Here is a 23159-nt window from a genome sequence, read left to right on the forward strand (position 1 = left end):
GCCTCATCATGCCCGGGTAAATCCGGCCCTAACGCTATCGTAATCCGTGCGGGATTGGGAGGAAATATGCTCAACTCCCGGGAATTATGACCAAAGTGAAAAGCCGGGGCCGGAAATCCGGGCCCCGGCAGTGTTCTGAAAAGAGCGGGATGTCGCCACCCCGCCATCACCGGCAGGTAATTGCCGGGTTTCGCGTTCAGCGGGCAGCGCGGCGGCGCTTCGCCGCACCGATCAGCCCGATACCGCCGAGCAGGAGCGGAAGCGTCGCGGGCAGCGGCACCGGAGCCGGCTTGTCGCCGCCATGGCCACCATGACCGCCACCGTGACCGCGGGGGCCCTTGCCGTTGAAGAGATCCGCGAGCGGACCCTTGTCCCAGCCCTTGTGCTCGCCCTTGCTTTCGCCCTTGCCGAAGCCGCCCTTGAAGTCGATGGAAATGCCATGATCCCCACCGAAGCCGCCGAAGGACAGCGCCGAAGCGGTCGCCGGCGTCAGGCTGACGGCACCGGCCAGCAGAACCGCCGGCAGAAGCATTCCGGAATAAAGTTTCATCCTATGAAGTCCCCTCATTAAGACAGGCCCCGCGAAAGGCCTTTTTGTGCGCCCCGCCCCCCACGCAACAAGAGCTCGCAGCCCTTCGAGTGCCGTTAACGGAGTGTTCATCAAATTACCTCACGGCAATGTGCAAACCAATTGCCGCCTGCGGCATTGGTTAATGTGGCGCGCCCTTCGGGACGCCCCTGCCCGCCGTCTCCCGGCCTCTTTCCGACAAGGGTTGTCCCGGTTATCCCGCGCGTTCGGCCCGGGCGCGGGCGAAGGCCACGAAGGCCGCTTCGGGACGGCGGAGCGGCGGCCGGCCCGAAGCCTGCCAGTGGCGCAGCCATTCCGCCTCGAGCCAGTAGGGATCGTATCCGGGGGCTGCCGCCCGCACCCGGTCGTAGACCTCCGGCGACAGCCGCGGGCCGCCGCCCTCGCCTGCGGCGAAGCCGGTGCGCGCCCGTACGCAGACCACATCGCCCTCGACAAGCGCGAGCGTGTAGTCGGGCAGCCCGTCCTGGGCCTCCATGTCGCGGATCATCTTGCGGAAGACCCGCCGGGGCGAGGTGGAGCCCGATTTCTTGAGCAGCAGCTCAAGCCCGATGCGCCACTCGGCCTGGCGGCCGCAATGCTTGCGGGCGATCTCGTAGACCCGGCGCTCGAGCGGCTTGCGGAGCCGGAAGTAGTCGCGGTGCAGGGTCAGCACCGATTTCGAGAGCACCGATCGGTAGATCCAGTCCGAGAGGGTGACGGTGACGAGGATCATCCGCCCGCCGCGAGCCTTGCGCAGGATCTCCCAGCTGTCGATGAGGCCGAAGCCGCGGGTGCTCTCGATGCCGCCGGTCTCGATGTTGGTGACGATCCGCGTCCCCGAGAGCCGCTCGAAGGCCTCGCGCAGCCGCCGGTAGCCATCGCCCGAGGTCTCGCGGTTGGTGGCGACGAGCAGGTCGTGGGCCTTGAGATGGAGGGTCGGCGAGGTCGGCCGGCCGGCATTCACCGCCGCCATCAACTGGCTGATGCAGAAGATCAGCACGTCCTTGTCGTGGATGGTGGCGAGCCCCTTCACCGAGGGGGTGATCTCGATCATCGCCTCGCCATGTTCGTAGCGCAGGATCCGCCGGTCGGGGCGGGTCGCCAGCGTGAAGAGCGGGTGCTCCATCGAGGCCATGTCATCCTTGGGCGCGGCCCAGGGCAGGTCGCAGATGAAGAAGCCGCCTGCCCCTTCGGGGACCGGAACCGCCGCGCCGGCCCGCTCGATATCGCTCTGCCCCATGAAACGGTGGTTCCGCTCTTATCGTGGTTTCAATGACACCAAGCCTAGGGAGAGCCCCACCGCCGCGCAATCACTGTTTCGGGGTTCCGGATTCACTGCCCCGTGGTTTCGGATTCATCGAAACGTGGTTCCGGATTCACTTCCCCCTCCGGAAGGGGGAGTAGAGCATTGAATTCCAGAGGCTTGCCGAAACCCCACAAGCCCGTAACACTTCATTTAACACGCAATAACACCATCAAAAAAATTCGCAGGGGCAGAGCCCCCCTGCCCCCGGCCCGCGGAAACCTTGGAATTTCAAGGAAAACACGCAGAACATCGCGATTTATGTTCCATGTGCTGCGAATCATGATACATTGCAAAAAAGGCGGCACATGAGGGATTTTCCCCGCAAACCGCATGCCAGGAGAGGACAGGTCGAGCAGATGTCCCAGACCCCCGAAGAGGCCCTGCCTCCCTATTTCAACATCTCTCCCGATGCGGCCCTTGCCGAACAGGGGCCCCCCGTGGGCACGCGCGATTTCGCCGATATCGCCAGCCGCTGCACCCAGGGAAGGGACGACCTGCTGAGCCGCGGGCACGGACTCGAGGGGCGCAAGAGCCTGCGGCTCTTCTCCACATGGGAGATCACCAAGTATCTCATTCCGGTTGCACCTGCGCATTTCCGCCGGGTGCTGCGGGCCAATCCCGAGCTGCCGCAAGGGGCGGCGGAAACCGAGGGCGGGGCCAAGTGGTTCACGCTCGACGAAGTGCAACGGCTCAGGGCCCATTTCGCCGCCGAAGGCGCGCGCAACAAGGAATACCGCCCCTGGCGGCCCGAAGGGCTTCCCGCGAAGATCACCGCCATCGCCAATTTCAAGGGCGGGGTCGGCAAGACCTCGACGGCGGCACATCTGGCGATGTCGGCCGCACTCGACGGCTACCGGGTGCTGGTGATCGATCTCGACAGCCAGGGCTCCATGACCTCGATCTTCGGCGGCAAGGTGGCCGATGAATGGGATACGGTCTTTCCGCTCATCGCCCGGGACTACGCGCTGGGGCTCCGGGAGGAGAACCGCCGCCGGGTCGAGCGGGGCGACCCGCCGCTGCCGCTCGAGGAGATGCTGGAGACCGCGCTCGGCCGCACTGCGGGCGACGTGATCCAGTCCACCCACTGGCCGAACATCGATCTCATCGGCGCCCAGCTCAACCTCTACTGGGCCGAATTCCAGATCCCGGTCTGGCGCATGGCGCTCCGGGGCTGGAAGCTCTGGGAGGCGCTCACCAATGCGCTCGAGCGCGACGGGGTGCTTGCGGCCTATGATGTGGTGATCCTCGATACACCCCCGGCGCTCGGGTATCTCACCATCAACGGGCTGGCGGCGGCCGACATCCTGCTGGTGCCGCTCGGGGCGAGCTTTCTCGAGTTCGATTCGACGGGCCGCTTCTTCGACATGCTGCATTCGACCTTCCAGTCGATCGAGGAGGGCGAGAACCTTGCCGCCCGCGCCCTCGGCCGCCCCGAGACGCATTTCGAATGGGATGCGGTCAGGGCGGTCGTTACCCGCTACGACGGCGCGCAGCAGGCCGAACTGGCGGCCTTGATGCAGGCCTATCTCGGGCGCACGCTCTCGCCCTGGCGGCAGGATTTCACCGCCCTGGTGGGGCAGGCCGGCGAACAGGTGAACGGCATCTACGAGGCCGATTACCGCGATTTCAACCGTGACACCTACGCGCGCGGGCGGCGGACCTTCGACGAGACCTATGCAGGCTTCAAGCGCCTGCTGCTGGGCTCCTGGCGCCGGGACGAGCTTGCCGCGGAAGCCGAAGACCGGACCCGGAAGGAGAGCGCCTGATGGCCCGCCGCCGCCTGACCCCGACCGTCGCCGCCGCCTCCCCTGCCCCGGAGGCAGATGTTCCGCGCGCGGAACATTCCGCCACGCTCCGGCCCACGCTCGCCGCCGCCGCGCCGATTGCGCGGGTGGCGGGCGATGCGGCGGGAAGTGCCGCCTTCGAGGAGGTGAGCCGGGCGCTGACCCAGGCGCGGGAAACCGGGCGGATGGTGCTCGACCTGCCGCTCGACGACATTGCCCCCGACCATCTCCTGCGCGATCGCATCCCGGTCGAGGACGAAGAGATGGCCGCGCTCCGGGCCTCGATCCGTGCCCATGGCCAGCGCACGCCGATCGAGGTGACGCCGCTTCGGGGCGCGGGCGGCAGCCCCCTGCCCTACGGGCTCATTTCCGGCTGGCGGCGGCTGGCGGCGCTCCGCGGGCTTCTTGCCGAGACCGGCGAGGCGCGGTTCGCCACGGTTCAGGCTCTGGTGCGCCGCCCCGAAACGGTGGCCGATGCCTATGTCGCCATGGTCGAGGAAAACGAGATCCGGGTCGGGCTCAGCCAGTACGAGCGGGCCCGGGTGGCGGCGCTCGCGGTGAAGCGCGGGGTCTTCGAGAGCGAGAAGGCGGCCCTGCTTGCGCTCTTTGCCAGCGCCTCGCGTCCGAAGCGCTCGCGCATCCGCAGCTTCCTCGAGATCTACCACGCTCTCGACGGCCATCTGCGATTCCCGGCGCATCTGCCCGAGCGGCTGGGGCTGCGGCTGGTGGAGCAGCTCCGGGAGAAGGGGGCGGCGGGGATCATCGCCCTGCTGGAGCGCGCGACACCGGAGACGCCGGAGGCGGAGCTTGCGGCGCTCGAGCGCTGGCTGGAGGCCGCGGAGGCGCCGCCCGCCCCCCTGCCCCGCCCGGAACGGACGGAGCCGCGGACGGCGTCGGAGCGGCCGGCCGCCGCGGCCGACCAGATCCTGCCCGGCGTTACCCTGGAGCAGTCTTTCTCGGGCCGGACCCTCACCCTGCGCTTCAAGGGCCAGGGGGTGAGCCCGGAGCTGGCCGACGAGATCCGGGCAGCCCTGGCGCATCTGCGCGACTGAAGATCGTGCAGATGTTCCGCGCGCGGAACATCCGGCGCGGATCCGGTCAGGATGTGACGAAGCGTCCCAGCTTGCCCAGGGTCTGCAGGCCGAGCTCGACGGCGCCGAAGCCCTTCGCGTCCTGAAACTCGGCCTCCGTGCTGAACACCATGCCCAGTGTCACTTTCGTGGCGCCGTCCTGGTCCTCGAACGCGGCCCAGGCATCGGCATGTCTGGGGCCGTTCTCGCCCCAGAGCAGCGTATAGCGGATCCGCTCCTCGGGCCGGACCTCGGTATAGAGGTGATGGTTCGGGAAGATCGTGCCATCGGGCGCGATCATGTCGAACACCCATTCCCCGCCCGTCCGCAGATCGATCCGTGTCGTCCGGCAGGAGAACCCGTCCGGCCCCCACCATTGCGGCAGCGTCTCTGGGTTCATCCATGCGCCCCAGACGATGGTCCGGGGGGCCTCTATCACGCGCTGCAGAACCATGGTGCGCCGGGCCGCCCCGGCGAGATTGGCCAGCCCCGCCTCGAAGCCCTGCCGGTAGCCTGCCGCCATGTCCCTCGCCAGCGCGGACAGCTGCACCGTCACGGCCAGCCGGCTCTGCGCGCCCGTGCCCGAGAAATCGGCGGTCACCAGCGCCACCGATTGCCGCACCCCAGAGGAGGAGATCACCTCGTAGTTCACGCTGCGCTCTTCGGGGCTCAGATCGAGCCAGCCGCATTCGCAGCGGAAATCCGGCTGGCCCGCGGCCTTGCAGAGCGAGACCTCGCGGCCGCCCAGGCGGGTGTCGGCCTCCAGAAACTCCACGGTGACCGAGGGGCTGGGCGCGGCCCATACCGCACGGGCGGCAGGGGCCGTCCATATCTGCCAGAGCACCGGCAATGGCGCGGCCACGTCCCGCGCGAAGGTCAGCGTCGCAAAGCGGCCCGCCTCGGTGTCGGGGGCCGCAATCATGTCTCCGGGGGACGGGTCCGATGTCATTTCCTGCGCTCCTTCATGGCCTTCGTCGCGAAGGCGTCCAGCCGATCGAGCCGGCTCTCCCATATGGCCCGCTGCTCATCGAGCCATGTGCGGACCGGATCCAGGGCCTCCGGAACGATGGCGCAGGTGCGCACCCGCCCGGTCTTGGAGGTGGTGATCAGCCCGGCGTCCTCCAGCACCGCGAGGTGCCGCATCACCGTCGGCAGGCGCAGGCCCGTGGGTCCGGACAGGTCGGTGACCCGGGCGGGGCGTTCGGCGAGCCGGGTCAGGATCGACCGGCGGGTCGGATCGGCCAGGGCATGGAAGAGCGGCGAGAGGTCCGGATGATGCTTAGTCATTCAGCTAACTATCATCCGTGCGCCGGCCGGGCAAGGAAAACTTCGCCAGTTTGCTAAGTTTCAAGACCCGGAGCCGGATGTTCCGCGCGCGGAACATTTCGTGCGGACTGCACCGGAGGGACGGTTCGCGACAGGCGATGAGAGGGGGGTGGCGGAGAGAGAGGGATTCGAACCCTCGAGACGGTTCCCCGCCTACACACTTTCCAGGCGTGCGCCTTCGACCACTCGGCCACCTCTCCAATGCGCGCACACAAATCATTTTCGTCCCGCTTGTGCAAGAGTGTCCTGCACCGGACGGAGCTCAACCTTTGCGCAAGAGTGTTGGCGTAGGCCGCATGTAGCGTATAACGCCCGGAAGTTGCATCCGCTGGTGCGTGAGGCCGAGTTCTGGAGTTGAGAGAGTCCGCCATGCCGATTGCCCGAGTCCCGCGCCGGATCCGCCGCGCCGCGCCCGTTTCCGCCTGCAGCCCGTCGTTCGCCTGCCGCGGGAGGCGCGCATGATCCTCGAGACCCCCAGCCAGGAAGCACTTGCCGGATTCGGCGCGGGCATCTGTGTCATCGGATCGGGGTCGGTCGGATTGTCGCTTGCCCGCGCGCTCGCCGCCCGTGGCGAGCGGGTGCTGGTGCTCGAGAGCGGCGGGCCGGGGGCGGAGGCCGGCATCGGGGATCTGATGCAGGCCGAGAATGTCCGGCCGGAGAACAATTTCGAGCCGCATACCGTGGTGGCCCGCCAGCTGGGGGGGACATCGAATCTCTGGGCCGGGCGCTGCCTGCCCTTCGATCCGGTCGATTTCCGCTCGCGGCCCTGGCTCGACCTGCCGCCCTGGCCGATCGACGAGACCGATCTCGCCCCCTGGCTCGAGGCGGCCCTTTCCGACATGGACGCGGGGGCACCGGTGTTTCGCGAGGCGCTTCCGGGGGTCGCGGCCGATCCGGCCTTCGGCTGGGAGGCGCTGGAGCGCTGGAGCAACACGCCGAAGATCCAGAAGCGGCTGCGCGCGGACCTGCGCGACGCGGCCAATCTCGCGGTCGCGCTCCACAGCACGGTGACGGGCTTCCGCTATCATGAAGACGGGCGGATCGCCGCGCTCGAGCTCCATCTGGGCCGCCCGGGCGAGGGTGTCCGCTGCGTGCTTCCCGTGGCGCAGGTGGTGCTGGCGGCGGGCGGCAACGAGAGCACGCGGCTCCTCCTGCTCGAGCAGCGCCGCCGCCCTGCCCTCTTCGGCGGCGCGGACGGCCCCCTGGGCCGGACCTACATGGGCCATGTCAGCGGCCAGATCGCTGACATCACGCTGGAGAACGCGGCGCTGCACGACGGGCTCGACTATCACGTCGACGGCCACGGCTCCTATGTGCGTCGCCGGCTGGTGCCGAGCGCGGCGCTGCAGGAGGAGGCGCGGCTTTCCAACGTGGTGTTCTGGCCGGTGGTGCCGCCCATCGCCAATGCCGCACACCGTTCGGGGCCGCTCTCCGCCGTCTTCCTCGCGCTCTCGATCGAGCCGCTCGGGCGGCGGCTGATCGCCGAGGCCCTGCGGCGCAAGCATATCGGCTATCCGCCCTATCACCGTGGGGCGCATTTCCTGAACGTGCTCCGCGACCTGCCGCGCACCATCGGGTTCGCGCCCGCCTTCCTCTGGCGCAACAAGGTGGCGCGGATGCGTCTTCCGGGGTTTTTCCTGCGCAATCCCGCCCGGCGCTACGGGCTCGAATATCATGGCGAGCACCTGCCCGATCCGGAGAGCCGGCTGACGCTGGCGGAGGCCTGTGATGCGCTCGGCCAGCCCCGGCTGCGGATCGACCTGCGCTTCTCCGAGGCCGATGCCGGGCCGGTCCTGCGCGCCCATGAGGCGCTCGCCGCCTGGCTCGGGCGCAACGGCCTCGGCCGGATCGACTATTACGAGGCCGACCCCGCCCGCCGGGCCGCGGCGGTGATCGCCGAGGCGACCGACGGGGCGCATCAGATCGGCACGATCCGCATGGGCCCCGCACCGGGGGCGGCGGTGGTCGATGGCGATTGCCGGGCGTTCGACGTGCCCAATCTCTTCGTGGCGAGCACGGCCGTCCTGCCGACCTCGGGCCAGGCCAATCCGACGCTCACGGCCGTGCAGCTCGGGCTCCGGCTCGCCTCCCGGCTTACCCGCGAGGGGCTCGCGCCGGGCTGAGCGCCCATGCCGGATGCGCGGGCGGGGATCGGCCGATCGCGGTAATCCTGACGGGGCAGGGCGCTTGACAGGGGGGAGGCCCCTCCGCAAACAGGGCCCGGTTGAAAATGGCCGGGGTGCGTGCACGCCACGCGCTCCGGCCCTGCATGCATTTTCGGGTGGAGTGGTTTTCCGGTGGAAGAGGGTTCGGTGTCCAAGATAGATCCGCAGCAGTTTTTGCTCATCATCGGTTCGATGAAGTCGGCGACCACGTCGCTCTTCAGCCTGCTGGCCGAGCATCCGGAGATCTGCCCTTCCGAGCCCAAGGAGCCCGAGTTCTTCTCGAAGCACCAGGGGCATCGCAAGGAGATCGCCCGCTACGAGGATCTCTGGGATTTCGATCCGGCCCGGCACCGCATCGCGATGGAGGGCTCGACCGGCTACACCAAGTTCGGCGAGCGGGGCGCGGCGGAGGCGATCCATGCCTACGGCATCCGCCCGCGGCTGGTCTACATGGTGCGCAACCCCTTCGACCGGATCGAATCCCATTACAACTTCATGCGGCGCAATCCCGACTGGCGCCGCCCGATCACCCATCCCGATCTGGTGCAGACCTCGAACTACTATCTCTACCTCAAGGATTTCGGCGCGGTGTTCGGGCCGGAGAACCTGCTCCTGCTCGACTACGACGATTTCGTCCGCGACCCGAAGCAGATGGCCAACGATGTCTGCGCCTTTGCGGGCTTGCCGGAGATGGCGGAGATCGCGGATGCCTCCGCGCGCAACGTGACCGAGAAGCCGAAGTCCGAACTCGAGCGCACCCTGCGCCGGATGGCGCCGGGTCTCGTCAGCCAGAGCCCGGATTTCGTCAAGCGTCCGCTGCGGCGCGCCATGGAGGCGATCCGGCCCGACAAGACCCGGCTCACCCCGGCCCAGCGACAGCAGATCACCGCCGATCTCGCCCCGGACATGGCGCGGCTTCAGGCGGAATTCGGCGTCGATGTGGCGCGCTGGGGATTCTGAGGCCGGAACCGGTGCGGGACAGGTCCGTTCATTTTCTGGTCAGCAATTCTTTGCAAGGGTGGAGACGCCCATGATAGAGAAGCCCGGGCGGCAATTTCCGCGGAAGTGACGCATGATCATAGATCGGATAACGTGCGTCGGAACTGGCATTGCCCAGGGGGTGCAGGATCCGTCCCGCCCGATGCGCCGAGCGGGATGGCGCGGGCCGGAACGGAAAGCGGCGCCAGGATATGGTAAGTTAAAGGGTAAGCAGGAGCGAGATTGTCCATGAAAGTCGTGATTTTTGCTGGCGGATACGGAACGCGCCTCAGCGAGGAGACGGGAACCCTGCCGAAGCCGCTCGTGGAGATCGGCGACATGCCGATGCTCTGGCACATCATGAAGATCTATTCGGCGCACGGGCTCAACGATTTCATCATCTGCTGCGGCTACAAGGGCCACCTCATCAAGAAGTATTTTCTCGACTTCTTCCACCGCTCGAACGACCTCACGCTCGATCTGCAGAACAACACCGTCGAGGTGCGCCGGGTCGCAACCGAGCCCTGGAAGGTGACGCTCGCCGATACCGGGCTCGAGACGATGACCGGCGGCCGGCTCAAGCGCGTGCGCGACTATATCGGCGACGAGACCTTCTGCCTCACCTATGGCGACGGCGTCACCGACCTCAACATCACCGACACGATCCGCTACCACAAGGAGCAGGGCAAGCTTGCCACCGTCACCGCGGTGCAGCAGCCGGGCCGCTTCGGGGCGCTCGATCTCTCGCCGGACAAGACCCGCATCAAGGGCTTTCGCGAGAAGAGCATGTCGGATGGCCATCTCATCAATGGCGGCTATTTCGTCTGCGAACCGGCGGTGATCGACTACGTGATCGACGACACCACCGTCTGGGAAGAGGAGCCGCTCAAGGGGCTCGTCGCGGACGACGAGCTCGCGGTCTATCACTATCCCGGCTTCTGGCAGAACATGGACACGCTGCGCGACAAGCATGTGCTCCAGAAGATGTGGGACAGCGGCAAGGCGCCCTGGAAGGTCTGGGATCGTCCGGATGGTGCGCAGGCGGCTGTGAACGGCTGAGATTTTCCCGGATCTGACAAGGTAATTCCGACATGCGTGTTCTTCTGACCGGTGCCGACGGCTATATCGGTGCGATCATGGGCCCGAAGCTCATCGAGGCGGGCCATGAGGTGCTGGGCCTCGACACCGGCTACTACCGCCGCGGCTGGCTCTTCGACGACCACAAGACCCATCCGCAGGTGATCTCCAAGGATCAGCGCCAGATCACCAAGGCCGATCTGGAGGGGGTCGACGCGGTCGTCCATCTCGCCGAGCTCTCGAACGATCCGATCGGCGAGAACGATCCCGACCTCACCATGGACGTGAACCATCGCGGCTCGGTGGGACTTGCGCGGCTTGCGCGCGAGGCGGGCGTGAAGCGCTTCATCCAGGCCTCCTCCTGCTCGACCTATGGCGCGGGCGGCGACGAGATGCGCACCGAGACCTCCGAACTTGCGCCCCAGACCGCCTATGCCCGCTGCAAGATCCTGGTGGAGCAGGGCGTGCGCGAGCTGATGGACGACGATTTCACCCCCGTCTTCATGCGCAACGCCACCGCCTACGGTGCGAGCCCGCGGCAGCGCTTCGATCTCGTCCTCAACAACCTCTGCGGCTTTGCCCATACGATCCGGGAAATCCGCATGACCTCGGACGGCTCGCCCTGGCGGCCGATCACCCATATCGAGGACATCTGCGAGGCGATGCTCTGCGCGCTCAAGGCGCCGAAGGATGCTGTGGCGGGCGAGGCGTTCAACGTCGGCGCCGACAGCGAGAACTACCGGATCCGGGAGATCGCCGAGATCGTGGCGAAGACCTTCCCGGGCTGTGAGCTCACCATCGGCGAGTCGGGCGGCGACACCCGCTCCTACCGGGTCTCGTTCGCGAAGATCCGCGAGCACATGCCGGAGTTCCGGACCTCCTGGACCGCCGAGCGCGGCGCGCAGCAGCTGAGGTCGGTCTTCGAGCGGATCGGGCTCACGAAGGAGATGTTCGAGAACCCGCCCTACACCCGCCTGAAGGAACTGCGCTATCTGCAGGACACCCAGCAGATCGACGCGAAACTCTTCTGGCGCACGCCCGAAGCGGTCTGATCCGTGCCCTGGCGGGCGGCTCTCCCCCGGTGCGGGGGAGAGCCGCCTGCTGCCGCCCCCGCCATGGTTCCGGGAAGCCTCGCGATGTCAGATCGGAATTCCGGCCTTGAGATCCGCATCCGGCCAGGCCGCGTCCTTCTCGGAGATCACGGAGACCGGCAGCGGCCAGTCGATGTTGAAGGCGGGGTCATTGTAGCGCAGCCCGCCCTCGACGCCCGGCGTGTAGGGGTGGGAGACCTGATAGGTCACATGGGTCTCGTCGGCGAGCGTCTGGAAGCCATGGGCGAAGCCCACCGGCACGTAGAGCGTGCGGCCGTTCTCGGCGGTGAGCTCGAAACCTTCCCATTTGAGGTAGGTGGGCGAATCCGGGCGGAGGTCGATGATGACATCGAGAATGGCGCCCTGGACGACACGGACGAGCTTAACCTCTCCATGGGGGCTTTTCTGGTAGTGCATGCCGCGAAGCGTGCCCTTGGAGATGTTGTAGGAGTAATTGCCTTGCACGAATTCGCTCACGAGCCCCTGCTTGCCGAACTCATCGGCGCAGAAGGTGCGGGCGAAGAAGCCGCGGGAATCCTCAAATTTCCGGAGATCGATCAGCACTGCGTCCTGCAGGCTTGTCTTCCCGAAATGCATACTCTTACTCCTGTCTCTGCAATACGATTCGATCGGGGCTGCATCCTGCGCGAAATGATCCGACCCGTATAGGTAGATGAGGAAGAGGTAGATAAATCATGATCATCGTCGATAGCGCGCTGGCGAAACGCGCCGCGGACGGCGCCCCCCCGATCCGGGTCGGGATGATCGGCGCGGGCTTCATGGCCGCAGGCGTCGTCCTGCAGATCAACACCGCCTTCCGGGGCCAGATGCAGGTGACCGTGATCGCCAACCGCACGCCCGCAAAGGCGGTCCAGGCCTATGCCGACGCGGGCCAGGAGGGGGCGGTGATCTGCGATACCGCCGCGAGCCTGGCCGCCGCCATCGAGGCGGGCAAGCCGGCCGTCACCGAGGATCCGATGCTGGTGGCAACGAGCCCCCATGTGGATGTCTTCCTCGAGGTGACGGGCGCGGTCGAGGATGCGCTCCCGCTCGTGCTCGCCGCGATCGAGCATGGCAAGCACATCGTGCTGATGAATGCCGAGCTTGACGGCACCGTCGGGCCACTCCTGAAGGCGAAGGCCGACAAGGCCGGCGTGGTCTACACCAATGTCGATGGCGACCAGCCCGGTGTCGAGCAGAACCTTTACCGCTTTGTGAAGGGGATCGGGGTCCGGCCCGTGCTCTGCGGCAACATCAAGGGCCTCCAGGATCCCTACCGTACGCCGACGACCCAAGCGGGTTTCGCCAAGCAGTGGGGGCAGAAGCCCTCGATGGTGACCTCCTTTGCCGATGGCACCAAGATCTCCTTCGAGCAGGCGATCGTCGCCAACGCCACCGGCATGACGGTGGCGAAGCGCGGCATGCACGGCTTCACGGTGGAGCCCGGCACGCCGATCACCGAGGCGGCGAAGCTCTACGATCCGGAGGAGCTGATCTCCGGCCCTGGCATTGTCGATTATGTGGTGGGCGCGCAGCCCGGCCCGGGCGTCTTCGTGCTCGGCACCATCGAGCATCCGCGGCAGAAGCACTACCTCAACCTCTACAAGCTCGGCGAAGGCCCGCTCTACTGCTTCTACACCCCCTATCATCTCTGCCATTTCGAGGTGCCGGCGACGATCGCCCGCGCAGCCCTCTTCGGGGATGCGGCCATCGCGCCGATCGCGGGGCCGGAGGTCGAGGTGGTGGCGCTCGCCAAGCGCGACCTGAAGGCGGGCGAGGCGATCGACGAGCTCGGCGGCTATACGGTCTACGGCGAGGCGGAGGCCGCGGGCATCACCGCGCGCGACAATCTGCTGCCGATCGGGGTGGCGGTGGGCGCGACGCTCAAGCGCGACCTGCCGAAGGATGCGGTGCTCACCTATGCGGATGTGGAACTGCCCGAAGGTCGTCTCGTCGACCGGCTGCGTCTCGAGCAGGCGGCGATGTTCAACCTGAAATCCTCGGCGGCCTGACCGGGAGCCCGGCCGCCGAATTCCCGTGCCCCCGCGCGCCATGGGGCCGGAGCGGATCGATCCCGTTGCCGGCCCGTCTCTCTCCGCACGCGCCGGGCCCCCGATCATCCGGAACAGAGGAGGGGAGGAGAGATGAAGGACACCGAAGAGGCGCCGGAGGCTCCGGGAGCCGCGGCGCGCCTGCGTGCGCAGGCCGCGCATCTCTCCGAACGCACCCTGTGGTTCAGCCGCGGCGTGGTGCGGGTCGGGCGGCGCCAGGCGCAGCGCCGGGGCGAGGCGCTGCTGCGGCGGCTGGCGCAGGACCATCCTGCGCGGCTCCTGCGCCTGGCGGGCCCGCTTCGCCGGATGTTCCCGAAGCGTGCGCTGCCGGCCCAGATCGAGGCGGTGATGACCGCGCGGATCCACGGCTGGCGGGCAGCCGGGCCACTCTTTGCGCGCCTCGCCGCGGAAGGCATGACCGGAGGGGCGGGGCGCGTCCTGCTGCGCCCGGAGCGGCCCGCACCGGGGCTGACGCTTGCGGTGCCGGGGCCGGGTCGGGAAGGACTGCCGGACGCGGAGGGCGCGGTTGTCGTCTATACCGTGCTCACCGGGCGCCCGCGGCTGCTGCCGCCGCTCTTCCGTGCCGATGGCCGGATCCGCTTTCTCTGCTTTACCGACCAGCCGGTCTCGGCGCCGGGCTGGGAGATCCTGCCGCTCGCCCATCCGGCGGAGATTGCCGGGGCGGAGCCTGCGCGGGTTGCGGCCTGGCACATGCTCCAGGCCCGCGCGCTGCTCGACGCGGCCGCGCCCCGGGCGGAGCATTCGCTCTTCATCGCCCCCGACCATCAGCTTCTCGGCAATATAGACACGCTGATCGGCCGCTGGCTGGGCGGGCATGATTTCGTCATGTGGCGGCATCCGCGCTGCGCCGACTGGCAGGACATGGCCGAGCGCCACCTGATCGAGGGCGATGCCGAGGCCGGGGCCGTGCTTGCGGCGGCGGAGGCGCTCGCCGACCGTCGTCCGCTCCACGGGCAGGGCGGGCTCGATGCGAGCATGATCTGGCGCCGGCACGGCGCGGCGGAGATCGATGCGCTGATGCAGGCGTGGTGGCAGGTCCATCTCGAGGGCCCGGCCGGCTGCCCCGCCGATCTTACCCTCTATGGGCTGCTTCATGCGCCCGGCAGTGGCCCGCAGGCGGCCGGGGAGGCCCTGCCGCCTGCGCGGCCGGAGATCCTGCCCTCTCATCTCGGCACGGCGCGGAACAACATCTTCACCGCCCGTGCGCCGGTCCGCCGCCTGCCGGAGGCCCGCCGCACGGCGATCGGGCAGGGGCTCGCGGCCCGGGCGGGGCGGAAGCTGCCGCTCGCGGTGGTCTATGCGACGAGCCACGCGCGCTTTGCCTCGACCTTTCTGCGTGGCCAGCAGCTGAGCGAGCTTGTCGCCGCCCGCTATTCCGATCTCTATGACGTCACCTATACCCATGAGACCGAGGGGATCCGCGACAGCCTCGTGTTGCTTACCAAGGGCGCGATGGCGACCCGCAGCCCCGAGGAGATCGCGGAGGTCAAGGCGCGCAACATCCTGACCATCGGCGGCTGGGACGACATCATCCCGCGCCCCGAGAAGGCGCGGCTGCTCGATGGTCATATCTGCATCTCGCACCGCCAGGCACTCGACCTCAACCGGCTCTATCCGGAGGTGCCGGCCTTCCACGTCACCCATCACGTCAACACCCAGGTTCCGGAGCTCATAGCCCCCGCCGACCGGCTGCGTACCGCCTATATCGGCGATCTGCGCAACACGGTGCTGCCGGCCTCCCTCTCGGAGATGGTGGACATGGTCGGCATCAACACCCGCAACGTGGATGACGACTGGCTGCAGGCGCTGCCGCGCTACAACTGCCACTGGATCGTGCGCCAGAACCAGAGCTGGGTCGGCTGGAAGCCGTTCCTGAAGGGGTTCGTCGCCGCACGCTGCGGCTCGGTGGTCATCACCACCCGCGACGACGGCGACGCGCCCTTCTATCTCGGCGACGACTATCCCTTCTATGCCGAGAGCTTCTCGCCGGCTGATCTCGAGCGGGTGATGGTGGAGGCCGCTGCGGCCTTCGGCGGGCCGGACTGGGTCCGGGCCATGGACATCATGGCCGAAGTTGGCGCCCGCTGTTCGGTTGAGCAGGTTTGTGCCGAGTTCAAGGCGATGATCGACCAGCTTTGCGCCTGATGGGAGGAAAGTGATAAGGGGGCCGGAACAAGTCTCCTGCTTGCCTGTTGACGAATGTTATCAAGGGTGGCCACAGTTTAAGAATGAACGATACGCGATATATCCTGATCACGCCGGCCTATAACGAGGCCCGTTTCTTGCCGGGCGTCATCGAGACGGTGGTCGCCCAGACCGTGAAGCCGGTGGCCTGGATGATCGTGAGCGACGGCTCGACCGACGCGACCGACGAGATCGCACGGAAGGCGGCGGCGGAGCACGATTTCATCCGTTTCCTGCGCCACGAGAACCGGACTGCCACACCGCCCGCCTTCGGCCGGCTCGCCTGGCGCAAGGTCTGCACGATCCGCGCGGGGCTCGCGGAGCTCGGCGACATCCCCTCGGCCTATATCGCCAACATGGACGCGGATGTGACCTTCGCCCCCGATTTCTTCGAGCGGCTGATGGGCAAGATGGCGGCCGATCCGAAGATCGGCATCGGCGGCGGCTTCATCTACAACACCGAAGCCGGCCGGGAATGGCCCTATTTCATCAATCCCGAAGGGGTGGGCGGGCCGCTCCAGTTCTTCCGCCGCGCCTGTTTCCAGGAGACCGGCGGCTATGTGCCCTGCGCGATGGAAGACGCGCTCGCGCTCATCATGGCGCATATGCACGGCTGGAAGACGCGCTCCTTCCCCGATCTGAAGATCCTCCATCACAAAACTGCCCGGGCCAAGGGCGCCCATCCGCTCCGGGGCATGTTCCATGCCGGCGCGGTCGAGCGCGCGGTCGGCTTCTCGCTGATCTACCATCTGGCCCGCAATGTGCCGGACATCCTGCGTCCGCCCTATGTGCTTGGAAGTGTCGCGCGTACCGCCGGCTACGCCTGGGCGGCGGGCAAGGGCAAGGATGCGGGCGTGCCGTCCGACATTCGCGCCTTCATGCGCAAGGAACAGATGGAGCGCCTCCGCCGCAAGCTGCTGGGCCGGTAGCGCGGAAACGGATCTGCTCCCGCCTTCGGGAAATTAAGCATGAACCTTCAATCCGCTCCTGATATGGGAGCGGAACAGGTAGATTAAGCCGGAACCGGAGCTGGGGCCGGCGACTTTTCTTTAATATGTTGACAGGGCCGCGAGAGGCTTAACATGGATAACACGCGATATATTCTGATTACGCCGGCCTATAACGAGGCGCGTTTCCTGCCCGGTGTCATCGAGGCCGTGGCGGCCCAGACGATCCGGCCGGTTGCCTGGGTGATCGTGAGCGATGCCTCCACCGACGCGACCGACGAGATCGGCCGTGCGGCTGCGGCGAAACACGATTTCATCCATTTCCTGCGGTTCGAGAACGAGCGTCCCGATGCGCCGGCCTTCGGCCGGCTGAGCTGGCGCAAGGTCTCGGCGATCCGGGCCGGAATTGCCACGCTCGGCGGGCTCTCTTCCGACTATATCGCCAACATGGATGCGGATGTGACCTTCGCCCCCGATTTCTTCGAGCGGCTGATGGGCAAGATGGTGGCCAATCCCGAGGTGGGGATCGGCGGCGGCTTCATCTACAACAGCGATGAAGGCCGAGAATGGCCGTATTTCATCAATCCCGACGGGGTGGGTGGCCCGATCCAGTTCTTCCGCCGCGCCTGTTTCGACGAGACCGGCGGCTATGTGCCTTGCGCGATGGAAGACGCGCTCGCGCTCGTCATGGCGCGGATGCATGGCTGGCAGACGCGTTCCTTCCCGGACCTGCGGATCCTTCATCACAAGACACCCAAGGCCAAGGGGCGCAATCCGCTCCGGGGGGCCTTCTATTCAGGTCAGCTCGAGCGCGCCATCGGCTTCTCTCCGCTCTACCATCTGGCGCGCAATGCACCCGATGTCCTGCGCAAGCCCTATGTCGTGGGCTGCATGGCGCGGACCGCCGGCTATGTCTGGGCCACCTGCAAGGGGACGGACGGCGGGGTGCCGTCCGACATTCGCGCCTTCATGCGCAGGGAGCAGATGCAGAAGCTGCGCCAGAAGCTCATCTCCAGCTAGAGCGAAAACGGTTTGGATGGAAACAGACCGAACCCAGGATCTTGGTTTGGGGCCAGGCAGAGGCCGGCGGTTCTGGCTGGCCCCGCGGATCTGTCTTCTCCAGGGTCATTTGTGCCTCAGGGCGATCATATTTGTGCGATGATCGCAGGTTAATGCGCGTTTCCGGCTGTTCGGCCTTTCGTCTGTGTTAGGCTCGCTTGTATCATGGGCCTGTATGCGCCGCTTGCCGATCATGTTTCTATTCCCATGGCTGCAAGGTAAGTGGGCGTCCCGGCTGGACTCGCGAGCCGGGGAAATGATGTGGAACCCGGCACAGGCATGAATCCGCAGCCTGTGGCAGGCGGGTCTCCTGCAGGTCCGACGAGGGGGAGGTTACATGCGGCGCGTAATGCTTGGAGCTTCGGAGATCGAGACATCCTGTCTCGGTTTCGGCTGTGCGTCCCTGGGGTCCCGCGTGGGCGCGCGCGAAGGTCTGAGGGCGCTTGCCGATGCCTTCGACAAGGGCGTGCGCTGGTTCGATTTCGCACCGCTCTACGGCGGTGGCCGCGCCGAGGAGATCGGCGGCGAATTCCTGCGCAACCGGGTGCGGAGCGAGGTGCAGATCAGCACCAAGGTCGGCCTGCTGCCCTCGGGCGGCGGTGGTTTCGGGCTCAAGGAGGCGATCTTGCCGATCGCGCGTTCCGCGGTCCGGGCGGCTCCCGCGCTCCGCAAGGCCTTCAAGAGCGCCAATGTCCAGCCGGCCCGGGCGCTCGATCTGACGCCGGAGCTGCTCCACGAGTCGCTTGAGCGGAGCCTCCGGCGCTTCGGGACGGATTATGTCGATCTCTATGCCCTCCATGACGCGAAGCCCGGAGATGTGCTGCGTGAGGATACGCTCCGCGCGCTCGAGGATATCGTTGCCTCCGGCAAGGCCCGAGCCGTTGCCGTGGCCAGCAGCGAGGATACCGCCGCGGCCGCGATCGCGCAGGGTCGGCCCTATACGGCCGTGCAGTTTCCCACGCCGGCCCCGGGGCTCAGTCTCGATGGCGTGGCCGCGGCGCAGAGCGCGGGTTTCGGCCTCATCACCCATTCGGTCTTCGGGGTCGGGGGGGCGCTCGAGCGGATGAAGCAGCACATGGCCGAGAAGCCGGGCTTCCGGGCGCTGGTAACGGCCCGTGCCCGGGGGGGCGACGTGCACGAGGCCCTGACCCAGCTTCTGCTCGAACGGGCGCTGACGCTCAATTCCGGGGGGGTTGTGCTGCTCTCGATGTTCTCGGAGGCCAGCCGCCGGCAGAATCTGGCACTCGCCGATTTCGAACCGTCCGCGCAGGGCAGTGGCCAGCGCCTCGCGCTCGACATGGCCGTCGCCGCCTGAAAGCACCGCTCATCCGAAAAATGAGCACGGCGACCCGCGCGCCGGATCAGAACTTCATCAGCACATCGGCCCCGAGCCCCGCGATGCGGTTGAGATCCTCCTGATAGGATTTCTGCAGCGCCTTGCTTTCATCCACCGAGAACGGTCGGAATTTTTGCCCCGGTTCCGAAGGCGCCTCGCTGTAGGCCTTGAGCACTGCGCTGCGCCGCTGGGGCTTGGGCAGCTCCTGGGGGAGCGCCTCGGCCTTCCGGATGGCCTCGAGGCTGGGTGAAGCCGTGCGTCTGGGATCGGGGATCTCGGGCAGGGCGTCAAGCCTGCAGCCACAGAGGGCGGAGAGGATCTCGGTCTTGTGGCTGCGGTAGTCCTCCTGGCGCCAGATGCGCAGACGTATGCCCGGCGCGATCGCCCGGATCCGCTGCACGAGGCCGAACCAGCTTGGCGGCTTCGCCAGGATACGCCGCTTGACAGCGGCAAAGCCGCCCTCCAGCGGCGGCGACTGCTTGAGCGCTTCGGCATAGGCCGAGGGCAGGAAGGTGTCGAAGGAGCGGATCGAGAGGAAGAAGGTCATGTCCGCGCGCTCCGACAGGGTCGAGAGCCGGGCGATGGAAGTATCCGCCAGCGGATAGAGCAGGCCGGAGAAGGCGTCTCCCGAAGTGCCGATGAGGTTTTCCTCCGAGATCACGACGGATTGCGGGCCGTGGCGCAGGGGGCTCAGCACGCCGTCGAGGACGCCGGGCATGATCGAGCGGCGCAGGAATGGCACCCGCGCGGCGAGGTTGCGACGGAAAAGCTCCCGGGTCAGCCCGTGATCTCGAACGGTCTGGTTCGGAATGAAATCGACGCCATGGGCTGCAAGCTGCGGCCTGATGGCCGAGAGTGTCTGCTGAAGATGGGTCGTCGCCGTCTTGTGAGCGCCCAGATGGATGCGCCAGGATTGGACAGGGGGCAGCGCGTCCGTGGAATCGAACGTCACCATGTCGGGTCTGGTAAAGCCCATCGCCTTGCCTCGTGTCCTCAATCGTGAAGTCAGGATGTTCTGCTCGAACTGTGCGTCCGCCGATTAAAATGTAGTGCAAATTTACCTCGCGGTTTACCCTGCACGCACGGTTCCATCGCCAATCGGTAGAATTTCGCCTATTGTCCTCACGGACAAAGTGCACTTGCTGGATATCCGAGTTGACTGATACGCTGGTGACGACCCGATCCGGAGGGCTGGAGCAATCCATTGCCGGCCATCCGGTCAATCTTGCCGGGATGGCCTGGTTCTTCCTGGCGATCTTCTCGACGCTGCCGCTCTTCTGGTTCGGGCTCTACGGGCTTTCCGAAGACTGGGCGCGGCCCGAGTTCAGCCACGGGCCGGTGATTCCGCTGCTCTCCTTCTACATGTTCCTGCACGAGATGAAGCAGGTCCCGCCGCCTGCCGCACCGGTAACGGACCGCTGGCCGGGCGTGCTGGTGATCGGGGTGAGCCTGCTGCTGGCGCTCGCCGGCAATCTCGTAGGCATCTACGATTTCGTGTTCTATTCACTCATCATCTGGGTGGGCGGACTGATCCTCACCGGTTTCGGCTGGCGCCGCGGCATCGTGTTCTGGCCCTCGGTCCTGCATCTCATCTTCATGCTGCCATTGCCCCAGGTGCTCTACTGGAAGATCTCCTCGGCGCTGCAGTTCGTCTCTTCCGAGATTGGCGTCGGGCTGTTGCAGATCGCGAGCATTCCGGTCTTTCTCGAGGGCAACATCATCGACCTCGGAGTCTACAAGCTGCAGGTGGCCGAAGCCTGTTCGGGGCTGCGCTACCTGTTCCCGATCATGAGCTTTACCTATGTCTTCGCGGTGCTCTACAGCGGGCCGCGCTGGCACAAGATGGTACTGCTTACCTCCGCGGTTCCGCTCGCGGTGCTGATGAACTCGATCCGGATCGGCATCATCGGCATCCTGGTCGACCGCTATGGCATTGCACAGGCCGAAGGCTTCCTGCACGCTTTCGAGGGCTGGGTGATCTTTCTCACCTGCATCGGCATCCTCTTCCTCATGGCCATGGCCATGCAGCGGCTTTCGGGAGACCGGCGGCCGCTCGGAGAGGCGCTCGACATGGATTTCTCGGGCCTTGGCGCACAGTTCGGGCGGGTACGGACCATCCCGCCCTCCCGCGGGCTCGTCACCGCCGCGCTGATGACGCTTGCCCTCTCGGCAGCCTGGAGCTTTGCGCCCGCCCGTGAGGCGAGCACGCCGGAGCGGGAACCCTTCGCCCTGTTTCCGCTGACCATCGGCGGCTGGTCGGGCAATTCCAGCCTGCTCGCGCCGGATGTCGAAAGCACGCTCGGGGCCGACGACTATTTCTCCGGGACCTACCGGAACATCGCGGAAGCCGAGGATGTCGACTTCTTCATGTCCTATTACGTGGACCAGACCAGCGGCAACGCGATCCATGATCCGGAGGTCTGTCTGCCAGGCAGTGGCTGGGAGGTCTACTCCATCGCGCCGACGGAGATTTCCCTGCCGGGCACCCAGGACGGCAGGGTAAGGATCAACCGCGTCGTGATCCAGAAGGAGCTCGACCAGCAACTTGTCTACTACTGGTTTGCGGGCCGGGGGCGCCAGGTCACCAACGATTTCGCCGCCAAGCTTTATACTGTCTATGACAGTGCAGTCCGGGGCCGGACGGATGGCGGCCTCGTGCGGGTCATCACGCCGATCGGGGAGGGGGGAGAGGCCGCGGCGGATGCCCGGCTCCAGCGCTTCCTTGTTGCCACGCGGGACAAGGTGCGGGATTTCATCCCGGAATAGGGTTTTCCTTGCGATGAGATCCCCGACATGACTGCGGCGGAACCCCTTCCGGGATCCCGCCGCCAGCAAGCCTTGCCGTGAACGTCCGCTTCAAAGGTTCGTCTGGAAGATCCGGGCGATGTTGAAATAGAACTGGTGGCTGTCCGCGTCGGAGCTGCCTTCGGTCCGGTTGCTGAACGTGTAACCGATCTCGCTGGTGACGACCCGCGTGAGGTCGTATCCGAAGCTCGCGGTCACATTGGTGCGCTCGATATCCGGATCCTGGGGCTCGTCCAGGTTCTGCTGATAGGCATAGCTGAGATCGAGGCCCACGCGGGAGCTCTCGTTGAGATCGTGTTGCACGCCGAAGCCGATCCCGCTCACCTGCTGCTCGTTGCCGCTCTGACCGCCGGTATAGCGGTTGAACGCCCGGCCGGTCAGCCTGGAGCGGGGCATGTTGTAATTGGCCTGCAGGTTGAAGCTCAGCCGGGGGTCGGGAGCGGCCGTGGTCCAGCGGGCATCGCCGAGGACGGTCACCGTGGGAAGGTCGTAGCGGAAATCGCCCCGCACGACGGGCCCGCTGTTCGACTGCGTCGTCTCGCGCACGTCGTCGATGACTTCCTCGCGCGTCCGGTCGGCATAGCCGAGGCCGCCGCGCACCCGGAGGGCTTCGCTGGGATGATAGATCAGCCCCCAGTCGACCTCGCCGATCCGGACCTCGGTCTGCTCCGTGTCGTCGGCCCTGTAGTAGAAATAGCTGCCGTCCAGACCGGTAGAGAGCACGGGGTTGAGACGGAGCGTCCAGAAGCCGCTTCCCTCGACGGAGTAGCGCGGCACCAGATCCTCGTCCGGTGTGCTGTTCCGGTAGTCGATATTCGTCGCGACCAGCCGGACGCCATAGCTGCTGGGCGCGTTGGGGCCCAGCGTGAAGCCGATATCGGCATCATAGCGGAGCTCGCTCGTCTCGCCCTGTAGCTGTTCGAGATCGTCGGGCAGGGTGCCCTCATCGGTGATGAAATCCGTGAGGGGGTTGTTGAAATCGACGCGGCGGGTCCGGAACCGGAAGGACGAGTCGAAAGCCGTGTGAGCGCCTTCCTGCTCGTATTCGAGATGGGCCGTGCTGGGTGAGGCGAACTGGAACTCGAAATCGTTGGGAACCGCGTCCTTCGCGGGCCAGAAGGCCCGTAGGCCGGTGTCGAAGCCCAGCGACAGGACCCGGTCCGAGCCGATCTGATCGAGCTGCAGCCCGAAACGGGTGTCCGCGTAGGTGGTCTGGCCCGGCGAGACGTCATCGAGATCGTAGTTGGAATCGGTCGTGACGCTCTGGGAAATGGTGGCCGTCAGCGTCGAGGCCGACAGGCCTTCCTCCGCCGACTGGGCGATGACGGTCGTGCCGTGGACCGCGGCACCGCCGGCCAGGGCCAGCGCAGCGAGGGAAGCGCGTTGCATGT

Annotated in this window: 19 protein-coding genes and 1 tRNA gene; 12 read left to right on the forward strand and 8 right to left on the reverse strand. The window is 66.6% G+C overall.

The genetic code is table 11. The annotated features are described in order from the left end of the window. Nucleotides 1-196: 196 nt before the first annotated feature. Both ACF66B_RS20305 and ACF66B_RS20310 read right to left on the reverse strand, forming a co-directional pair. Nucleotides 197-550 carry a PEP-CTERM sorting domain-containing protein gene (locus ACF66B_RS20305; RefSeq protein WP_392665116.1) on the reverse strand — a complete coding sequence of 118 codons (354 nt, stop codon included), beginning with the start codon at nucleotides 548-550 and terminating at the stop codon, nucleotides 197-199. Between the two features lie 232 nt (nucleotides 551-782). Beyond that, nucleotides 783-1808: a replication initiator protein A gene (locus ACF66B_RS20310; RefSeq protein ID WP_111431626.1), complete on the reverse strand. Its 1026-nt coding sequence runs from the start codon at nucleotides 1806-1808 to the stop codon at nucleotides 783-785. 422 nt (nucleotides 1809-2230) lie between these two features. Between ACF66B_RS20310 and ACF66B_RS20315 the strand changes: the two genes are divergently transcribed. Next, nucleotides 2231-3640: an AAA family ATPase gene (locus ACF66B_RS20315; RefSeq protein WP_111431625.1), complete on the forward strand. Its 1410-nt coding sequence runs from the start codon at nucleotides 2231-2233 to the stop codon at nucleotides 3638-3640. Then, the gene (locus ACF66B_RS20320; protein WP_111431624.1) at nucleotides 3640-4710 is read left to right on the forward strand and encodes a ParB N-terminal domain-containing protein; all 1071 of its coding nucleotides are present in this window, start codon (nucleotides 3640-3642) and stop codon (nucleotides 4708-4710) included. The genes ACF66B_RS20315 and ACF66B_RS20320 overlap by 1 nt, the downstream gene beginning before the upstream one ends. A 46-nt stretch (nucleotides 4711-4756) precedes the next feature. Here ACF66B_RS20320 and ACF66B_RS20325 read toward each other — a convergent pair whose 3' ends face one another. From ACF66B_RS20325 to ACF66B_RS20335, 3 genes are all read right to left on the reverse strand, one after another. Continuing rightward, a complete protein-coding gene (locus tag ACF66B_RS20325; RefSeq protein WP_111431623.1) occupies nucleotides 4757-5677 on the reverse strand; it encodes an SRPBCC family protein in 921 nt (306 codons plus the stop codon). Next, nucleotides 5674-6015, reverse strand: a complete 342-nt coding sequence (locus tag ACF66B_RS20330) for a metalloregulator ArsR/SmtB family transcription factor (protein WP_111431622.1) — start codon at nucleotides 6013-6015, stop codon at nucleotides 5674-5676. The genes ACF66B_RS20325 and ACF66B_RS20330 overlap by 4 nt, the downstream gene beginning before the upstream one ends. A 149-nt stretch (nucleotides 6016-6164) precedes the next feature. Next, nucleotides 6165-6254, reverse strand: a tRNA-Ser gene (locus tag ACF66B_RS20335). 258 nt (nucleotides 6255-6512) lie between these two features. Here ACF66B_RS20335 and ACF66B_RS20340 point away from each other — a divergent pair. From ACF66B_RS20340 to ACF66B_RS20355, 4 genes are all read left to right on the forward strand, one after another. Next, entirely contained in the window at nucleotides 6513-8177 is a 1665-nt protein-coding gene (locus ACF66B_RS20340) for a GMC family oxidoreductase (RefSeq protein WP_111431621.1), read from the forward strand. Between the two features lie 189 nt (nucleotides 8178-8366). Next, on the forward strand, nucleotides 8367-9179 hold the full coding sequence (locus tag ACF66B_RS20345; protein WP_111431620.1) for a sulfotransferase: 813 nt from the start codon (nucleotides 8367-8369) through the stop codon (nucleotides 9177-9179). Between the two features lie 267 nt (nucleotides 9180-9446). Then, nucleotides 9447-10256 (forward strand): glucose-1-phosphate cytidylyltransferase, encoded by an 810-nt coding sequence (gene rfbF / locus ACF66B_RS20350; RefSeq protein WP_111431619.1) that lies wholly within the window; start codon nucleotides 9447-9449, stop codon nucleotides 10254-10256. 32 nt (nucleotides 10257-10288) lie between these two features. Beyond that, entirely contained in the window at nucleotides 10289-11326 is a 1038-nt protein-coding gene (locus tag ACF66B_RS20355) for an SDR family oxidoreductase (protein ID WP_111431618.1), read from the forward strand. 87 nt (nucleotides 11327-11413) lie between these two features. On the opposite strand, the gene rfbC is transcribed toward ACF66B_RS20355, so the two are convergent. Beyond that, nucleotides 11414-11962, reverse strand: a complete 549-nt coding sequence (gene rfbC / locus ACF66B_RS20360) for a dTDP-4-dehydrorhamnose 3,5-epimerase (protein ID WP_111431617.1) — start codon at nucleotides 11960-11962, stop codon at nucleotides 11414-11416. Between the two features lie 98 nt (nucleotides 11963-12060). Here rfbC and ACF66B_RS20365 point away from each other — a divergent pair, with 98 nt between their 5' ends. The 5 genes from ACF66B_RS20365 (at nucleotide 12061) to ACF66B_RS20385 (ending at nucleotide 18942) form a co-directional block, all read left to right on the forward strand. Then, the gene (locus tag ACF66B_RS20365; RefSeq protein ID WP_111431616.1) at nucleotides 12061-13377 is read left to right on the forward strand and encodes an SAF domain-containing protein; all 1317 of its coding nucleotides are present in this window, start codon (nucleotides 12061-12063) and stop codon (nucleotides 13375-13377) included. 132 nt (nucleotides 13378-13509) lie between these two features. Next, entirely contained in the window at nucleotides 13510-15582 is a 2073-nt protein-coding gene (locus ACF66B_RS20370) for a hypothetical protein (RefSeq protein WP_111431615.1), read from the forward strand. 83 nt (nucleotides 15583-15665) lie between these two features. Next, complete coding sequence (locus tag ACF66B_RS20375) at nucleotides 15666-16550, forward strand: glycosyltransferase family A protein (protein ID WP_111431614.1); 885 nt, start codon at nucleotides 15666-15668, stop codon at nucleotides 16548-16550. Between the two features lie 153 nt (nucleotides 16551-16703). After that, nucleotides 16704-17588: a glycosyltransferase family 2 protein gene (locus ACF66B_RS20380; RefSeq protein ID WP_111431613.1), complete on the forward strand. Its 885-nt coding sequence runs from the start codon at nucleotides 16704-16706 to the stop codon at nucleotides 17586-17588. 376 nt (nucleotides 17589-17964) lie between these two features. Further along, the gene (locus ACF66B_RS20385; RefSeq protein ID WP_111431612.1) at nucleotides 17965-18942 is read left to right on the forward strand and encodes an aldo/keto reductase; all 978 of its coding nucleotides are present in this window, start codon (nucleotides 17965-17967) and stop codon (nucleotides 18940-18942) included. A 46-nt stretch (nucleotides 18943-18988) separates the two neighbouring features. On the opposite strand, the gene ACF66B_RS20390 is transcribed toward ACF66B_RS20385, so the two are convergent. After that, nucleotides 18989-19939 (reverse strand): hypothetical protein, encoded by a 951-nt coding sequence (locus ACF66B_RS20390; RefSeq protein WP_111431611.1) that lies wholly within the window; start codon nucleotides 19937-19939, stop codon nucleotides 18989-18991. A gap of 179 nt (nucleotides 19940-20118) precedes the next feature. Between ACF66B_RS20390 and xrtD the strand changes: the two genes are divergently transcribed. Continuing rightward, nucleotides 20119-21729 (forward strand): VPLPA-CTERM-specific exosortase XrtD, encoded by a 1611-nt coding sequence (xrtD, locus tag ACF66B_RS20395; RefSeq protein WP_392665128.1) that lies wholly within the window; start codon nucleotides 20119-20121, stop codon nucleotides 21727-21729. A gap of 90 nt (nucleotides 21730-21819) precedes the next feature. Here xrtD and ACF66B_RS20400 read toward each other — a convergent pair whose 3' ends face one another. Beyond that, nucleotides 21820-23157 (reverse strand): hypothetical protein, encoded by a 1338-nt coding sequence (locus ACF66B_RS20400; protein ID WP_111431609.1) that lies wholly within the window; start codon nucleotides 23155-23157, stop codon nucleotides 21820-21822. Nucleotides 23158-23159 lie beyond the last annotated feature (2 nt).

Source organism: Amaricoccus sp. B4 (assembly GCF_043226085.1).
Classification (GTDB): Bacteria; Pseudomonadota; Alphaproteobacteria; order Rhodobacterales; family Rhodobacteraceae; genus Amaricoccus.

Coding starts and splice junctions, on each gene's coding strand:
- ACF66B_RS20305 (WP_392665116.1), bottom strand. CDS start 550: ATGAAACTTTATTCCGGAATGCTTCTGCCGGCGGTTCTGCTGGCCGGT.
- ACF66B_RS20310 (WP_111431626.1), bottom strand. CDS start 1,808: ATGGGGCAGAGCGATATCGAGCGGGCCGGCGCGGCGGTTCCGGTCCCC.
- ACF66B_RS20315 (WP_111431625.1), top strand. CDS start 2,231: ATGTCCCAGACCCCCGAAGAGGCCCTGCCTCCCTATTTCAACATCTCT.
- ACF66B_RS20320 (WP_111431624.1), top strand. CDS start 3,640: ATGGCCCGCCGCCGCCTGACCCCGACCGTCGCCGCCGCCTCCCCTGCC.
- ACF66B_RS20325 (WP_111431623.1), bottom strand. CDS start 5,677: ATGACATCGGACCCGTCCCCCGGAGACATGATTGCGGCCCCCGACACC.
- ACF66B_RS20330 (WP_111431622.1), bottom strand. CDS start 6,015: ATGACTAAGCATCATCCGGACCTCTCGCCGCTCTTCCATGCCCTGGCC.
- ACF66B_RS20340 (WP_111431621.1), top strand. CDS start 6,513: ATGATCCTCGAGACCCCCAGCCAGGAAGCACTTGCCGGATTCGGCGCG.
- rfbF (WP_111431619.1), top strand. CDS start 9,447: ATGAAAGTCGTGATTTTTGCTGGCGGATACGGAACGCGCCTCAGCGAG.
- ACF66B_RS20355 (WP_111431618.1), top strand. CDS start 10,289: ATGCGTGTTCTTCTGACCGGTGCCGACGGCTATATCGGTGCGATCATG.
- rfbC (WP_111431617.1), bottom strand. CDS start 11,962: ATGCATTTCGGGAAGACAAGCCTGCAGGACGCAGTGCTGATCGATCTC.
- ACF66B_RS20365 (WP_111431616.1), top strand. CDS start 12,061: ATGATCATCGTCGATAGCGCGCTGGCGAAACGCGCCGCGGACGGCGCC.
- ACF66B_RS20370 (WP_111431615.1), top strand. CDS start 13,510: ATGAAGGACACCGAAGAGGCGCCGGAGGCTCCGGGAGCCGCGGCGCGC.
- ACF66B_RS20375 (WP_111431614.1), top strand. CDS start 15,666: ATGAACGATACGCGATATATCCTGATCACGCCGGCCTATAACGAGGCC.
- ACF66B_RS20380 (WP_111431613.1), top strand. CDS start 16,704: ATGGATAACACGCGATATATTCTGATTACGCCGGCCTATAACGAGGCG.
- ACF66B_RS20385 (WP_111431612.1), top strand. CDS start 17,965: ATGCGGCGCGTAATGCTTGGAGCTTCGGAGATCGAGACATCCTGTCTC.
- ACF66B_RS20390 (WP_111431611.1), bottom strand. CDS start 19,939: ATGGGCTTTACCAGACCCGACATGGTGACGTTCGATTCCACGGACGCG.
- ACF66B_RS20400 (WP_111431609.1), bottom strand. CDS start 23,157: ATGCAACGCGCTTCCCTCGCTGCGCTGGCCCTGGCCGGCGGTGCCGCG.